Source organism: Pseudomonas donghuensis, assembly GCF_000696345.2.
In the GTDB taxonomy this organism is placed as follows: Bacteria; Pseudomonadota; Gammaproteobacteria; order Pseudomonadales; family Pseudomonadaceae; genus Aquipseudomonas; species Aquipseudomonas donghuensis.
In genome coordinates this window covers 1,442,966-1,458,438 of sequence record NZ_CP071706.1, presented here as the reverse complement: position 1 = coordinate 1,458,438, position 15,473 = coordinate 1,442,966, and the positions used below count along the sequence as shown (strand labels likewise).

13 protein-coding genes are annotated in these 15,473 nt (G+C 62.2%); 1 reads left to right on the top strand and 12 read right to left on the bottom strand.

Annotated features, from left to right (window positions below; all coding sequences use genetic code 11):
* The first annotated feature begins 77 nt into the window (after positions 1 to 77).
* Positions 78 to 974 carry a LysR substrate-binding domain-containing protein gene (locus BV82_RS06625; RefSeq protein WP_036994082.1) on the top strand — a complete coding sequence of 299 codons (897 nt, stop codon included), beginning with the start codon at positions 78 to 80 and terminating at the stop codon, positions 972 to 974.
* Between the two features lie 60 nt (positions 975 to 1,034).
* On the opposite strand, the gene ispD is transcribed toward BV82_RS06625, so the two are convergent.
* The 12 genes from ispD to fabZ form a co-directional block, all read right to left on the bottom strand.
* Positions 1,035 to 1,742: a 2-C-methyl-D-erythritol 4-phosphate cytidylyltransferase gene (gene ispD, locus BV82_RS06620; RefSeq protein ID WP_010224818.1), complete on the bottom strand. Its 708-nt coding sequence runs from the start codon at positions 1,740 to 1,742 to the stop codon at positions 1,035 to 1,037.
* Positions 1,739 to 2,017 (bottom strand): cell division protein FtsB, encoded by a 279-nt coding sequence (ftsB, locus tag BV82_RS06615; RefSeq protein WP_010224820.1) that lies wholly within the window; start codon positions 2,015 to 2,017, stop codon positions 1,739 to 1,741. The genes ispD and ftsB overlap by 4 nt, the downstream gene beginning before the upstream one ends.
* Positions 2,018 to 2,178: 161 nt before the next feature.
* On the bottom strand, positions 2,179 to 3,468 hold the full coding sequence (gene eno / locus BV82_RS06610) for a phosphopyruvate hydratase (RefSeq protein ID WP_010224822.1): 1,290 nt from the start codon (positions 3,466 to 3,468) through the stop codon (positions 2,179 to 2,181).
* Between the two features lie 153 nt (positions 3,469 to 3,621).
* A complete protein-coding gene (gene kdsA, locus BV82_RS06605) occupies positions 3,622 to 4,467 on the bottom strand; it encodes a 3-deoxy-8-phosphooctulonate synthase (protein ID WP_010224824.1) in 846 nt (281 codons plus the stop codon).
* A 3-nt stretch (positions 4,468 to 4,470) separates the two neighbouring features.
* On the bottom strand, positions 4,471 to 6,099 hold the full coding sequence (locus BV82_RS06600) for a CTP synthase (protein WP_010224826.1): 1,629 nt from the start codon (positions 6,097 to 6,099) through the stop codon (positions 4,471 to 4,473).
* A gap of 271 nt (positions 6,100 to 6,370) precedes the next feature.
* A complete protein-coding gene (gene tilS, locus BV82_RS06595) occupies positions 6,371 to 7,666 on the bottom strand; it encodes a tRNA lysidine(34) synthetase TilS (protein WP_036994081.1) in 1,296 nt (431 codons plus the stop codon).
* A 117-nt stretch (positions 7,667 to 7,783) separates the two neighbouring features.
* Entirely contained in the window at positions 7,784 to 8,731 is a 948-nt protein-coding gene (locus BV82_RS06590) for an acetyl-CoA carboxylase carboxyltransferase subunit alpha (protein WP_036994080.1), read from the bottom strand.
* A 98-nt stretch (positions 8,732 to 8,829) separates the two neighbouring features.
* Complete coding sequence (dnaE, locus tag BV82_RS06585) at positions 8,830 to 12,351, bottom strand: DNA polymerase III subunit alpha (protein ID WP_010224829.1); 3,522 nt, start codon at positions 12,349 to 12,351, stop codon at positions 8,830 to 8,832.
* Positions 12,352 to 12,459: 108 nt separating this feature from the next.
* Complete coding sequence (gene rnhB, locus BV82_RS06580; RefSeq protein WP_010224830.1) at positions 12,460 to 13,089, bottom strand: ribonuclease HII; 630 nt, start codon at positions 13,087 to 13,089, stop codon at positions 12,460 to 12,462.
* Positions 13,090 to 14,217 carry a lipid-A-disaccharide synthase gene (gene lpxB, locus BV82_RS06575; RefSeq protein ID WP_036994079.1) on the bottom strand — a complete coding sequence of 376 codons (1,128 nt, stop codon included), beginning with the start codon at positions 14,215 to 14,217 and terminating at the stop codon, positions 13,090 to 13,092. It lies immediately after the preceding gene.
* Between the two features lies 1 nt (position 14,218).
* Positions 14,219 to 14,995: an acyl-ACP--UDP-N-acetylglucosamine O-acyltransferase gene (gene lpxA / locus BV82_RS06570; protein WP_010224832.1), complete on the bottom strand. Its 777-nt coding sequence runs from the start codon at positions 14,993 to 14,995 to the stop codon at positions 14,219 to 14,221.
* Positions 14,992 to 15,432 (bottom strand): 3-hydroxyacyl-ACP dehydratase FabZ, encoded by a 441-nt coding sequence (fabZ, locus tag BV82_RS06565; RefSeq protein ID WP_010224833.1) that lies wholly within the window; start codon positions 15,430 to 15,432, stop codon positions 14,992 to 14,994. The genes lpxA and fabZ overlap by 4 nt, the downstream gene beginning before the upstream one ends.
* Positions 15,433 to 15,473: the final 41 nt, after the last annotated feature.

Here is a 15,473-nt window from a genome sequence, read left to right as displayed (position 1 = left end):
GCTGGCAGTGTAATTCATCGATATTTGATGAATAATCCAGACAAAGACAAAACATTATTGCCACACAGGGATAATCAATGAGCAACCGCTGGGAAGGCATCGACGAGTTCGTCGCCGTCGCCGAGTCCGGGCAGTTCACTGCGGCCGCCGAGCGCCTGGGGGTATCGTCGTCCCACGTCAGCCGGCAGATCGCCCGCCTTGAAGAACGCCTGCAAACCCGCCTGCTCTATCGCAGCACCCGGCGGGTAACCCTGAGCGAGGCCGGGCAGACGTTCCTGCAACACTGCCAACGCCTGCAAGATGGCCGCGAGGAAGCCCTGCGCGCCATGGGCGACCTGACCAGCGAACCGAAGGGCCTGCTGCGCATGACTTGCGCCGTGGCCTACGGCGAGCGTTTTATCGTGCCCCTGGTAACCCGTTTCATGGCGCAGTACCCACAACTGCGGGTGGATATCGAACTGAGCAACCGCACCCTGGACCTGGTGCATGAAGGTATGGACCTGGCCATTCGCCTGGGCCGCTTGCAAGACTCGCGGCTGGTGGCAACGCGCCTGGCGCCGCGGCGCATGTACCTGTGTGCATCGCCCGCCTACCTGGAACGCTACGGCCGGCCGCACAGCCTCTCGGAGCTGGCGCGGCACAACTGCCTGATTGGCAGCTCCGACAGCTGGGCTTTGCAACTGGATGGGCGGGAAATCGGCCAGCGGGTTCAGGGTAACTGGCGCTGCAACAGTGGCCAGGCGGTGCTGGATGCAGCGTTGCAGGGGATGGGTTTGTGTCAGCTGCCAGACTATTACGTACTCGAACACCTCAAAAGTGGCGCGCTGGTGTCGCTGCTAGAAGCTCATCAACCGCCCAATACAGCAGTGTGGGCGCTGTACCCGCAGCAGCGGCACCTGTCGCCGAAGGTGCGCAAGCTGGTGGACTATCTGCGCGAGGGGTTGGCGGGGTTGCCTGAGTATCGAGGTGCCTGAAAAGCTTCGCGGGGCAAGCCCGCTCCTACAGTAGGAGCGGGCTTGCCCCGCGAAGAGTGCTCAACCGCGCTTGGCCCAGCGCTGGCGCAGCCACTCCAGGTCTTCCGGGCGGGTGACCTTGATGTTGTCGCTGCGCCCTTCGATCAGGCGCGGCGCCTGCCCGGCCCATTCAATCGCCGAAGACTCATCGGTGATCGCCACGTCAGCCACCAGGCTGTCGGCCAGGGCCCTGTGCAAGGCACCGAGGCGGAACATCTGCGGCGTATAGGCCTGCCATACGGTACTGCGATCGATCGTGGTGCTGACCCGACCATTGGCATCCGCGCGCTTGAGCGTATCGCGCGCCGGCACCGCCAGCAGCCCACCGACCGGATCATTGGCAAGCTCGGCCAGCAGACGGTCGAGGTCACTGCGTGCCAGGTTCGGCCGCGCGGCGTCATGCACCAGCACCCAGTCGCTGTCCGCCGCGCCCTGGGCGTGCAGCAGCAGCAAGGCATTGAGCACCGAGTCGGCACGCTCCCGACCGCCTTCGGCGCGCTGGATACGTGGATCGCTGGCGCAGCGCAAACCGGGCCAGTAAGGATCGTCAGCGGCAACGCTGACCACCACCCCTTTGACACAGGGATGGTCAAGAAAACAGTCGAGGCTATGCTCGAGAATGGTCTGCCCGCCCAGTTGCAGGTACTGCTTGGGACGGTCGGCAGCCATGCGGGCGCCAACACCCGCGGCGGGAATCACGGCCCAGAAGGCCGGCAAGGTCTGGTTCATTGGGCAAGCTGGTAGAGGGTTTCACCCTCCTTGACCATACCCAGTTCGTGGCGAGCCCGTTCTTCGACGGTTTCCATACCTTTCTTCAACTCCAGCACTTCGGCGTCAAGCACGCGGTTACGCTCCAGCAGACGCTCGTTTTCGGCGTGCTGGTCAGCGATTTGTTGCTTGAGTTCGGCGACCTGGGCCAGGCTGCCATTGCCCACCCACAGACGATACTGCAGGCCACCGAGCAGCAGGAGCAAGACGAGGAACAACCAATAAGGACTGCGCATCAGGGTATCCAGTGGAAAAGACCGCCATATCTGCAGGTCGCTGATGGCACGAAGCCTGGCCGAAGCCAGGCTTTGTGTTCAGACACCTGCAGCAAAGGCTTCTGAACGATCAGTATGACCGTTCGGCGCCGCTTTGCTGCGGTCTTTTTACCATCTCTTGCTTAGCCGCGAAACTCGGCACGGCCACGGTACACAGCCTTGCTGCCCAGTTGCTCTTCGATACGCAGCAGCTGGTTGTACTTGGAGACGCGGTCGGAACGGCACAGCGAACCGGTCTTGATCTGGCCGGCAGCGGTACCCACGGCCAGGTCGGCAATGGTCGAGTCTTCGGTTTCGCCCGAACGGTGCGAGATCACCGCAGTGTAACCGGCAGCCTTGGCCATCTGGATGGCTTCCAGGGTTTCGGTCAGCGAACCGATCTGGTTGAACTTGATCAGGATCGAGTTGGCGATCTTCTTGTCGATGCCTTCTTTCAAGATCTTGGTGTTGGTCACGAACAGGTCGTCACCGACCAGTTGCACCTTGTCACCGATCTTGTCGGTGAGGATCTTCCAGCCAGCCCAGTCGGACTCGTCCAGGCCGTCTTCGATCGAGATGATCGGGAAACGCTCGGTCAGGCCTTTGAGGTAGTCGGCAAAACCGGCAGCGTCGAACGACTTGCCTTCGCCGGACAGGTTGTACTTGCCGTCTTCGAAGAATTCGCTGGCCGCGCAGTCCAGGGCCAGGGTCACGTCGGTGCCCAGCTTGTAACCGGCGTTGGCGACGGCTTCGGCGATGGCCGACAGCGCGTCTTCGTTGGATGCCAGGTTAGGCGCGAAACCACCTTCGTCACCGACAGCGGTGTTCAGGCCACGGGCCTTCAGCACAGCCTTGAGGTGATGGAAAATCTCGGTGCCCATGCGCAGCGCGTCGGAGAAGGTCTTGGCACCCACCGGCTGAACCATGAACTCCTGGATGTCGACGTTGTTGTCGGCGTGCTCGCCGCCGTTGATGATGTTCATCATCGGAACCGGCATCGAGTACTGGCCTGGGGTGCCATTGAGGTTGGCGATGTGCGCGTACAGCGGCAGGTCCTGGTCCTGGGCAGCAGCCTTGGCGGCAGCCAGGGACACAGCGAGAATGGCGTTGGCGCCCAGCTTGGCCTTGTTCTCGGTACCGTCCAGCTCGATCATGGCGCGGTCGAGGGCTTTCTGGTCAACCGGGTCCTTGCCCAGCAGCAGGTCGCGGATCGGGCCGTTGATGTTGGCAACTGCCTTGAGTACGCCCTTGCCCATGTAACGGCTCTTGTCGCCATCACGCAGCTCCAGCGCTTCGCGCGAGCCAGTGGAAGCACCGGACGGCGCGCAGGCGCTGCCGATGATGCCGTTGTCGAGCAGCACGTCCGCTTCTACGGTAGGGTTACCACGCGAATCGAGAACTTCACGACCTTTGATGTCGACGATTTTTGCCATTGTTGTAAGCACTCCAGAATTGACGAAAACAACGCAGCTGAGAAAAATCTTGCCGCTCGCCGGGCAATGTAAAACAGGCAGGCCCGGCGAAAGCAGACCCCTGACCCGAGGGTCAGAGGTTGAACGGGGGGTACTTTACCGGAGAATCGAGGATTACGCGGTTTCTACCGTCGGAAAACTCTTCACCAGGTCATCCAGTTGCTTGAGCTGGGCCAGGAAAGGCTCCAGTTTGTCCAGGCGCAGAGCGCATGGTCCGTCACACTTGGCGTTGTCCGGATCCGGATGCGCCTCGAGGAACAGGCCGGCCAGGCCCTGGCTCAGGCCCGCCTTGGCCAGATCGGTGACCTGGGCGCGGCGACCACCGGCGGAATCGGCGCGACCACCCGGCATCTGCAGGGAATGGGTCACGTCGAAGAACACCGGGTACTGGAACTGCTTCATGATGCCGAAGCCGAGCATGTCCACTACCAGGTTGTTGTAACCAAAGCTCGAACCACGCTCGCAGAGGATCAACTGATCGTTACCGGCCTCTTCGCACTTGGTCAGGATGTGTTTCATCTCCTGGGGTGCGAGGAACTGGGCTTTCTTGATGTTGATCACCGCGCCGGTCTTGGCCATGGCCACCACCAGGTCGGTCTGGCGCGAGAGAAACGCCGGCAACTGGATGATGTCGCAGACCTTGGCCACCGCGGCAGCCTGCTCTGGCTCGTGCACGTCGGTGATGACCGGCACGTTGAAGGTCTTCTTGATCTCTTCGAAGATCTTCATCCCCTCTTCCAGGCCCGGGCCACGGTAGGAGTTGATCGACGAACGGTTGGCCTTGTCGAAGCTGGCCTTGAACACGTAAGGGATACCGAGTTTCTCGGTAACCCGCACGTACTCTTCGCAGACCTTCATGGCCAGGTCACGGGATTCCAGCACGTTCATGCCGCCGAACAGGACGAACGGCTTGTCGTTGGCGATCTCGATGTTACCGACGCGAATGATCTTCTGGGTCATGTATCAGGCCTTGTTCTTTTGAGCCAGTGCCGCCTTGACGAAGCCGCTGAACAGCGGATGGCCGTCACGCGGAGTCGAGGTGAACTCTGGGTGGAACTGGCAAGCGACGAACCATGGATGATCCTGGGACTCGACCACTTCGACCAGCGCGCCGTCGCCGGAACGACCGGAGACTTTCAGGCCGGCTTCGACCAGTTGCGGCAGCAGGTTGTTGTTCACTTCGTAACGGTGACGGTGACGCTCGACGATCACGTCCTTGGCGTAGCAATCGTGGACCTTGGAGCCGCTTTCCAGCTGGCACTCCTGGGCGCCCAGGCGCATGGTGCCGCCCAGGTCAGAGGCTTCGGTACGGGTTTCGACCGCACCGGTGGCGTCTTCCCACTCGGTGATCAGGCCAACGACCGGGTGACCGCTGTTGCGATCGAACTCGGTGGAGTTGGCGTCTTTCCAGCCCATGACGTTACGAGCGAATTCGATGACCGCCACCTGCATGCCCAGACAGATACCCAGGTACGGAACCTTGTTCTCGCGAGCGTACTGCACGGCAGTGATCTTGCCTTCGACGCCACGCAGGCCGAAACCGCCTGGAACCAGGATCGCATCGGCGCCTTCGAGCAGGCTGGTGCCCTGGTTCTCGATGTCTTCGGAGTCGATGTAGCGCAGGTTGACCTTGGTGCGGTTCTGGATGCCGGCATGGCTCATCGCTTCGATCAGCGACTTGTAGGCGTCCAGCAGCTCCATGTACTTGCCGACCATGGCGATGGTGACTTCGTGCTCGGGGTTGAGCTTGGCGTCGACGACCTTTTCCCACTCGGACAGGTCGGCACCGTTGCATTGCAGGCCGAAACGCTCGACGACGAAGTCATCCAGGCCCTGGGCGTGCAATACGGCCGGGATCTTGTAGATGGTGTCGACGTCTTCCAGGGAGATCACCGCACGCTCTTCGACGTTGGTGAACAGGGCGATCTTGCGGCGCGAGGAGACATCCACCGGATGGTCGGAGCGGCAGATCAGTACGTCAGGCTGCAGGCCGATGGAGCGCAGCTCCTTGACCGAGTGCTGGGTCGGCTTGGTCTTGGTCTCGCCAGCGGTGGCGATGTACGGAACCAGGGTCAGGTGCATCAGCATGGCGCGCTTGGAGCCCACTTCGACGCGCAGCTGGCGGATAGCCTCGAGGAACGGTTGCGACTCGATGTCGCCCACGGTACCGCCGATTTCCACCAGGGCCACGTCGGCATCGCCGGCACCCTTGATGATGCGGCGCTTGATCTCGTCGGTGATGTGCGGAATGACCTGGATGGTCGCGCCCAGGTAATCACCACGGCGCTCCTTGCGCAGCACGTGCTCGTAGATACGGCCAGTGGTGAAGTTGTTGTTCTGGGTCATGGTCGTGCGGATGAACCGCTCGTAGTGGCCCAGGTCCAGGTCGGTCTCGGCGCCGTCGTGGGTGACGAACACTTCACCGTGCTGGAACGGGCTCATGGTGCCCGGGTCGACGTTGATGTACGGGTCCAGCTTGAGCATGGTGACCTTGAGCCCCCGCGCCTCCAGGATGGCCGCCAATGAAGCCGAGGCAATGCCTTTCCCCAATGAAGAAACAACACCGCCCGTGACGAATATGTAGCGCGTCATGAAAAACCCTAGAAGTCTGCGTTAAAGCGGTCAGTGCCGCCGGGGAAAGCGAAGGAAGGCCGAAGCCCCCGATCACCTGCGTCAATCACAGTGCATCTTAAAAAACTGCCGCGTCTGGTCACACCGGGGGTTGGATACCCGGTTAGGAGCTCGCTAAACATTTTTAGAATCGCCCAGCAAAAAACTGCTTGGTAATCGGCAACTGCTGTGATTTCGGGGAAGCCACAGAAGCTGTATCAAGAAGGGAGCGTAGTCTACCCGAATGTGCCTTTCATCTCAAACCTTGCTCGCTCGTCGGCGCATGCCAATGCAATTGCCAGTCGCCCTGGCTCAGCCCCGGCAGGTTGGCCACCGCCAGCAATTGCTCGGCGCAATACAGCAACGGCAGGCGCGAACGGGCGAATGACGGCAGCTGCGACTCGTTGAGCAGGCGCTTCAGGTCACGCTGGCCACGGCCGCTGACTGCCAGGGTTTCGCCGCCCTGGCGGTAGGCAATGTGCAAGGGGCCCTGCGGCAACGTGCCGCTGAGGCTGACGCTGCCGTTATGGTTCAACGCCAGCGGCTGGGCCGGATCAGGCCAGATCGGCTGGCCAGCCGGCGGCTTCAGCCAATCACCGGCCAGCCACCAGATTCGTCCATTGGCGCGCTGCAGTTCACCGTCGGTCAGGCGCCACAGTGGCCGTCCGTCGGATGCCGCGTCGCGCAGGGTCTCCCAGCCGGCCCAGTGGCGGCTATCGGGCAAGCGTGTGCGCGGCGCCAGCCAGTACTGCAGGGCGTTGCGCTGGCGAGCCGGGGATAGCTGGCGCAGCACCTCGAGGTCCAGCGAGTCGAGGCCAAGCCAGGCGAACGGTGCCGGGGTCGCCGCCTGGGCCAGGTCCGCCTGCGCCAGCTCATCGAGCAGGCCCTGGGCTTCGCTCAGGTGCTCGGCGCTGCGCGCCAGGTTTTGCGCCGCCTGCGGCCAACGTTGCAGCAGCGCCGGGAACACCTGGTGACGCAGGTAGTTACGGGAGAACCGGGTGTCGCTGTTGGACGGGTCCTCAATCCAGGCCAGGTGCTGCTCCTGGGCATAGCACCGCAGCTGATGGCGCGAAACGCCAAGCAACGGCCGCACCAGCATGCCCTGCCCGAGCGGACGCCACTCGGGCATCGCGCTCAGGCCGCGCAGGCCGGCACCGCGCAACAGGCGAAACAGCAGGGTTTCGGCCTGGTCCTCGCGGTGCTGGCCGGTCAACAGGACTTCATCACGGCGCAACGAATCGGCGAGTGCGGCATAGCGCGCGTCACGGGCGCCCTGCTCGATGCTGGCACCGGGGGCGACCTTGACCCGAATGATCTGCAGATCGACGCCCAGATCGTCACACAGGCGCTGACAATGCTCCGGCCAGGCATCAGCCGCAGCTTGCAGGCCGTGATGGATGTGGATGGCGCGCAGTGGCGGCAAGCGTTGTTGGCGGGACAGGGTTGCCAGCAGATGCAGGAGGACGCTGGAGTCCAGGCCGCCGGAGAGGGCGATGCACCAGGAGGGGGCGGTTAGCCAGGGGGACAGCCTTGGGTAGAGATCGAGCATCGGATGGACCTCTTTTACGAGTGCTGCGCACTCGTTCGCTGGCAAGGCCAGCTCCCACAGGTCCGGTAGTGAACCCAATGCCTGTGGGAGCCGGCCTTGCCGGCGATGGACCTCAGATCAGAGCCCGTAGCTCATCAGACGGTCATAACGGCGCTTGAGCAGCGCGTCGTTGTCGAACTTCTTGAGCATGTCCAACTGCTCGATCAACTCGCCGCGAACGGTGGCGGACATCTTCGCCGGATCACGGTGCGCACCGCCCAGAGGCTCGGCGATGACCTTGTCGACGATGCCCAGGCCTTTCAGGCGTTCGGCGGTGATACCCATGGCTTCGGCTGCGTCCGAGGCCTTTTCGGCAGTCTTCCACAGGATCGAGGCGCAACCTTCCGGCGAAATCACCGAGTAGGTCGAGTACTGCAGCATGTTCAACTGGTCGCACACGCCAATGGCCAGCGCACCACCGGAACCACCCTCACCGATAACGGTGGCGATGATCGGGGTTTTCAGGCGCGCCATGACTCGCAGGTTCCAGGCAATGGCTTCGCTCTGGTTGCGCTCTTCGGCGTCGATGCCAGGGTAGGCGCCCGGGGTGTCGATGAAGGTCAGGATCGGCATCTTGAAGCGTTCGGCCATTTCCATCAGGCGGCACGCCTTGCGATAGCCTTCAGGGCGCGGCATGCCGAAGTTGCGGCGTACCTTTTCGCGTACTTCGCGGCCTTTCTGGTGACCGATGACCATCACCGGCTTGTCGTCCAGGCGCGCGATACCGCCGACAATGGCAGCGTCATCGGCGAAATGACGGTCGCCGTGCAGCTCGTCGAACTCGGTGAAGATGTGCTCGATGTAGTCCAGGGTGTACGGACGGCGCGGGTGACGGGCCAGGCGGGCGATCTGCCAGCTGGTCAGGTTGCCGAAAATGCTCTCGGTCAGGGTGCTGCTCTTGTCTTGCAGACGGGCGATCTCATCGCCGATGTTCAGCGAGTTGTCATTGCCGACCAGGCGCAGCTCTTCGATCTTGGCTTGCAGGTCAGCAATCGGCTGTTCGAAATCCAGAAAATTCGGGTTCATAGGCATCCGTCTTGGGTCTACGGCCAGGCGGCCGGCCGGTTGATCCGTTTGGCGCCCTACCTTAAGGGATCAGGCGCATTCAGGTCGAGATTAAAAATTCATCGATATTGCAAAAAGACGTTCTCACGTCCGAACTGGTCACGCAGGGCCTGAATCAGGCCATCGGCCGGGTCGATACGCCAGCTTTCGCCGAACTGCAGCATGGCCTTGGCATCGCTGCCGGTATATTCCATGGTGATCGGGCAGGCGCCGCGATGGCGCTTGAACAACTCGCCCAGCCAGCTCAGCCGGTCCCCCTTGAGGGCATCGGCATGCACCTTCAGGCGCAGGCTTTCGGCAAGGTTGGTGCGGGCATCTTCCATGCTCATCACCCGCTTGACCCGCAGGCGCAGGCCACCGGAGAAATCGTCGTTGCTGACCTCGCCTTCAACCACCACCATAGCATCGGTCTGCAACAGCGCCTGGGCAGCCATGAAGGCATCGGCGAACAGCGACGCCTCGATGCGCCCGGAGCGGTCGTCGAGGGTGACAAAGCCCATCTTGTCGCCCTTCTTGTTCTTCATCACCCGCAGGGCAATGATCATCCCGGCAACGGTCTGGGTGTCGCGCGCAGGCTTCAGGTCAATGATGCGCTGGCGGGCAAAGCGGCGGATCTCGCCTTCATACTCATCGATCGGGTGACCGGTCAGGTACAGGCCCAGGGTGTCTTTTTCACCGCGCAGGCGCTCCTTGAGGGTCAGCTCGCGAGCCTTGCGGTGGTTGGCATAAACGTCGGCATCCGCTTCGACGAACAACCCGCCGAACAGGTCGGCATGGCCGCTATCGGCCGTGCGCGCGGTCTGCTCGGCAGACTTGATGGCCTCTTCCATCGCCGCCAGCAGTACCGCCCGGTTGCGGTCGATATTGGCCTGGTAGGCCTTGAGCTCGTCATGGAAGTACGGGCCCAGGCGATCCAGCGCACCGCTACGGATCAGTGCGTCGAGGGTGCGTTTGTTGATGCGCTTGAGGTCGACCCGCTCGCAGAAGTCGAACAGGTCCTTGAACGGGCCAGCAGCGCGGGCTTCGACGATGGCCTCGACCGGCCCCTCACCCACGCCCTTGATCGCCCCCAGGCCGTAGACGATGCGGCCATCGTCATTGACCGTGAACTTGAAGTCGGAGGTGTTCACGTCCGGCGCATCGAGGCGCAGCTTCATGCTGCGCACTTCCTCGATCAGGGTCACGACCTTGTCGGTGTTGTGCATATCCGCCGACAGCACCGCAGCCATGAACGGCGCCGGGTGGTGGGTCTTGAGCCAGGCGGTCTGGTAGGAAACCAGGCCATAGGCGGCGGAGTGGGATTTGTTGAAGCCGTAACCGGCGAACTTCTCCACCAGGTCGAAAATGTTACCGGCGAGGTCCGGATCGATGTTGTTCGTGGCACAACCTTCGATGAAACCGCCGCGCTGCTTGGCCATTTCCTCGGGCTTTTTCTTACCCATGGCTCGACGCAGCATGTCCGCACCTCCGAGGGTGTAACCGGCCATGACCTGGGCAATCTGCATCACCTGTTCCTGGTACAGGATGATGCCGTAGGTCGGCGCCAGAACGGGCTTGAGGCCTTCGTACTGATAATCCGAATGCGGGTAGGCAAGTTCCGCACGACCGTGCTTGCGGTTGATGAAGTCATCCACCATGCCCGATTGCAACGGGCCGGGACGGAACAGCGCCACCAGTGCGATCAGGTCTTCCAGGCAGTCGGGCTTGAGCTTCTTGATCAGCTCCTTCATGCCCCGCGATTCAAGCTGGAACACCGCCGTGGTTTCGGCTTTTTGCAGCAGGTCGTAGGTTTTCTTGTCATCCAGCGGGATGAAGTCGATGTTCAGGTCATCCAGGCCTTTCTTGGCCTGCTCGCGGTTGATGGTTTCCATCGCCCACTTGATGATCGTCAGGGTTCGCAGACCGAGGAAGTCGAACTTCACCAGGCCCGCAGCCTCAACGTCATCCTTGTCGAACTGGGTGACCAGGCCGCCGCCCTCTTCATCACAGGCAATCGGCGAAAAGTCTGTAAGCTTGGTCGGAGCGATAACCACACCACCGGCGTGCTTACCGGTACCGCGGCAGACGCCCTCGAGCTTGAGGGCCATGTCCCAGATTTCCTTGGCGTCTTCGTCGCTCTTGAGGAAATCGCGCAGAATCTCTTCCTGCTCGTAGGCCTTTTCCAGGGTCATGCCGACTTCGAAGGGGATCATCTTCGACAGACGGTCAGCCAGGCCGTAGGACTTGCCCTGCACCCGCGCCACGTCCCGCACCACCGCCTTGGCGGCCATGGTGCCGAAGGTGATGATCTGGCTCACGGCATTGCGCCCGTAGGCGTCGGCCACGTATTCGATGACCCGGTCACGACCATCCATGCAGAAGTCGACGTCGAAGTCGGGCATCGATACCCGTTCCGGGTTGAGGAAACGTTCGAACAGCAGGTCATAGGCCAGCGGGTCGAGGTCGGTAATCTTCAACACGTAGGCGACCAGCGAGCCGGCACCCGAGCCCCGGCCCGGGCCAACCGGCACGCCGTTGTTCTTGGCCCACTTGATGAAGTCCATAACGATCAGGAAGTAACCGGGGAAGCCCATCTGGATGATGATATCCAGCTCGAACTTCAAGCGGTCGAGGTAGACCTGGCGCTTCTCTTCGTAATTCGGTGTGGTGTCTTTGGGCCACAGCACCGCCAGGCGCTCTTCCAGGCCTTCGTGGGAAACATGGCGCAGGTAGTCGTCGATACCCATGCCGTTGGGCGTCGGAAAGTCGGGCAGGAAGTGCTTGCCCAGCTGTACCTGGATATTGCAGCGCTTGGCGATCTCGACGGTGTTGGCAATCGCCTCGGGCAGGTCGCTGAACAGCTCGGCCATTTCCTCAGGGCTTTTCAGGTACTGCTGATCGCTGTAGTTGCGCGAGCGGCGCGGATCGTCCAGGGCACGGCCTTCGCCGATGCACACACGGGTTTCGTGGGCATCGTAGTCGGACTGCTTGATGAAGCGCACATCGTTGGTCGCCACCAGCGGCGCGTCCAGCTTGTCGGCCAGGGCCACGGCGGCGTGCAGGTATTCTTCGTCACCGGCGCGGTTGGTGCGCTGCACCTCGACGTAAAAGCGCTCCGGGAACATCTGCAGCCAGTCGCGCAGCAACGCTTCGGCTTCATCCGGGTTGCCATTGAGCAACGCCATGCCGATGTCGCCTTCCTTTGCCGCAGACAGGGCAATCAGCCCCTCGCTGGCCTCGGCGATCCACGGCCGCTCGATGATCACCAGGCCATTGCGCTGGCCGTCGACCCAGCCGCGGGAGATCAACTCGGTAAGGTTGCGGTAGCCCTTGGCGTCCATCGCCAGCAGGCAGATGCGCGACAGCGGCGCATCCGGGTCGCTGTTGGCCAGCCACAGGTCGGCGCCGCAGATCGGCTTGATGCCGGCGCCCATGGCGTTCTTGTAGAACTTGACCAGCGAGCACATGTTGCTCTGGTCGGTGACCGCGACCGCCGGCATGTTCATCGCCACCAATGCCTTGGCCAGCGGCTTGATCCGCACCAGGCCATCGACCAGCGAGTATTCGGTGTGCAGGCGAAGATGAACGAAAGAAGCCGACATGATGATCCTATAGCAGCACAAAACAACAAGGCCCGGATTGTACCGGGCCTTGATCAAAACAACAGCCAGTGCGGGACGATCCTGACTACTGACGCCCGCCGCACCTGGTCAGACCTCGGCAAACCCGCCATTGATGGCGTCGCGGGCTTCGAAGGCGGCGCGCACCGGTGCGAACGAGCGCCGGTGAATCGGCGTCGGCCCCAGGCGCGCCAGGGCTTCGAGGTGCACCGGCGTCGGGTAGCCCTTGTGCCCACCGATGCCATAACCGGGGTAGATCAGCTCGAACGCCGCCATCTCGCGATCACGGGTGACCTTGGCCAGGATCGATGCAGCGGCAATGGCTGGCACCTGGCTATCGCCCTTGACCACCGGCGCCGCCGGTACCGACAACTGCGGGCAGCGGTTACCGTCGATCAGCGCCAGTTTCGGCGTGATGCTCAAGCCTTCGACAGCACGCTGCATGGCCAGCATGGTGGCGTGAAGGATGTTGAGCTGGTCGATTTCCTCGACCTCGGCACGGGCGATGCAAAAGCTCAGGGCTTTTTCACAGATTTCGTCAAAAAGCTTTTCACGCTTGGCTTCGGTGAGCTTCTTCGAGTCGTTGAGCCCCAGAATCGGCCGCTTTGGATCGAGAATAACCGCAGCGGTCACCACCGCGCCGCACAGCGGGCCACGGCCCACTTCGTCGACGCCGGCGACCAGCTCCTCGACCAGGTTGAAGTCCAATCCCATTTGCATCTATCGGTTTTCCAGCAGGGCCAACACCGCGTCAGCTGCCTGGTTCGAGGCATCGCGGCGCAAGGTACGGTGAATCTGGTCAAAACCTTCGGTCTGCTGCACACCGCCATGCACCAGCGGCGCCAGGGTCTGGGCCAGGGCATCGGCAGTGGCCGCTTCCTGCAGCAACTCGGGCACCAGCATGCGCTGGGCCAGCAGGTTGGGCAGTGACACGTACGGGCTTTTTACCAGGCGTTTGAGAATCCAGTAGGTCAGCGGTGCCAATCGATACGCCACGACCATTGGCCGCTTGAACAGCAAGGCCTCAAGGGTCGCGGTACCCGAGGCGATCAGTACTGCATCGCAAGCGGCCAGGGCCTGGTGCGAACGACCGTCAAGCAGGGTCACCGGCAAGTCGCGGCCTTGAAGCATCTGCTCAAGCTGGGCCCGACGCTCGGCATTGGCGCACGGCGAGACGAAACGCACCCCGGGCACCAACTCGCGCAGACGCTGGGCGGTATCGAGAAACAGCGCGCCCAGGCGGCCGACTTCGCCGCCCCGACTGCCGGGCATCAAGGCAACCAACGGCCCTTCACCCAGCCCGAGCTGTTCGCGCGCAGCGTCACGGTCGGCGTCCAGTGGAATGCTGTCAGCCAGCGGATGGCCGACAAAGCGTACCGGCACGCCTTTCTCTTCATAGAACCTGGCTTCGAACGGAAACAGCGTGAGCATCAGGTCGCAGCCTTCGCGGATCTTCAGCACGCGCTTCTGCCGCCAGGCCCAGACCGACGGGCTGACGTAATGCACGGTCTTGATCCCGGCCTTGCGCAGGTTCAGTTCGATATTGAGGGTGAAGTCCGGGGCATCGATGCCGATGAACACATCCGGGCGTTCGGCGATCAGGGTCTGGATCAGCTCCTTGCGGCGCTTGAGCAACTCGCGCAGGCGCCCTAGCACCTCGACCAGACCCATCACCGCCAGGCGCTCCATGGGGAAGTACGAGGTCAGGCCTTCGGCCTGCATCAACGGCCCGCCGACGCCAATGAAGCGTACCTGCGGGTGGCGTGCCTTGAGCGCACGCATCAACCCGGCGCCGAGAATATCGCCGCTGGCCTCACCCGCCACCAGCGCTACACAAAACTCGGCCATATCAGCGGGTGATGCCGCGGGTGGAGTTCTGGATCGACTGGAGGAACACGTCGACTTCCGGGTACTGGGTCGCAGGCTCCGCCAGTTCGGCAATGGCCTGCTCGATGGTCAGGCCCTGGCGGTAGACCACCTTGTAGGCCCGGCGCAGCGCGTGAATGGCGTCCTCGCTGAAACCCCGACGGCGCATGCCCTCGAAGTTCATGCTGCGCGCCTCGGCCGGATTACCGAATACAGTGACGTAAGCCGGAACATCCTTGCCGATGGCGGTCCCCATGCCGGAGAAGCTGTGGGCACCGATGCGACAGAACTGATGCACCAGGGTGAAACCGGAAAGGATCGCCCAGTCGTCAACATGTACATGGCCCGCCAGTGCGGTGTTGTTGACCAGGATGCAATGGTTGCCGATGACACTGTCATGGCCGATGTGGGCATAGGCCATGATCAGATTATGATCACCCAGGGTGGTTTCCGAGCGGTCCTGCACGGTGCCGCGGTGGATGGTCACGCCCTCGCGGATCACATTGTGATCGCCGATCACCAGGCGCGTGGCTTCACCCTTGTACTTGAGGTCTGGGGTGTCTTCGCCTACCGAGGAAAACTGGTAGATGCGGTTGTGCCGACCGATGCGGGTCGGCCCCTTGAGAATCACATGCGGACCGATAACGGTCCCCTCGCCGATCTCGACCCCGGCACCGACGATCGACCAAGGGCCTACCTCGACACCGTCGGCGAGCTTGGCCGACGGATCGATGATTGCCCGAGGGTCAATCAAACTCATAGTTTGCGTTCCGCGCAGATGATCTCGGCCGAGCATACTGGCTTGCCGTCGACCGACGCCTGGCACTCGAACTTCCAGATCTGGCGCTTGCAGCTGATGAACTTGGCTTCGAGGATCAGTTGGTCACCCGGCAGCACTGGCTGGCGGAAGCGCAGCTTGTCGGAGCCGACGAAGTAGTACAGGGTACCGTCCGCAGGTTTGACGTCGAGCATCTTGAAGCCGAGGATGCCGGCCGCCTGGGCCATCGCCTCGATGATCAGCACGCCCGGCATGATCGGATGTGCGGGGAAGTGACCATTGAAGAAAGGTTCGTTGATGCTGACATTCTTGTAGGCACGAATGCGCTGGGCCTCGACGTCCAGTTCCACCACCCGGTCCACCAACAGGAACGGGTAACGGTGAGGCAGGTATTCGCGAATCTCGTTGATGTCCATCATTTCGGGGGGAAGCCTGTAGTAAAGATAGGGAGCGCCGGTTT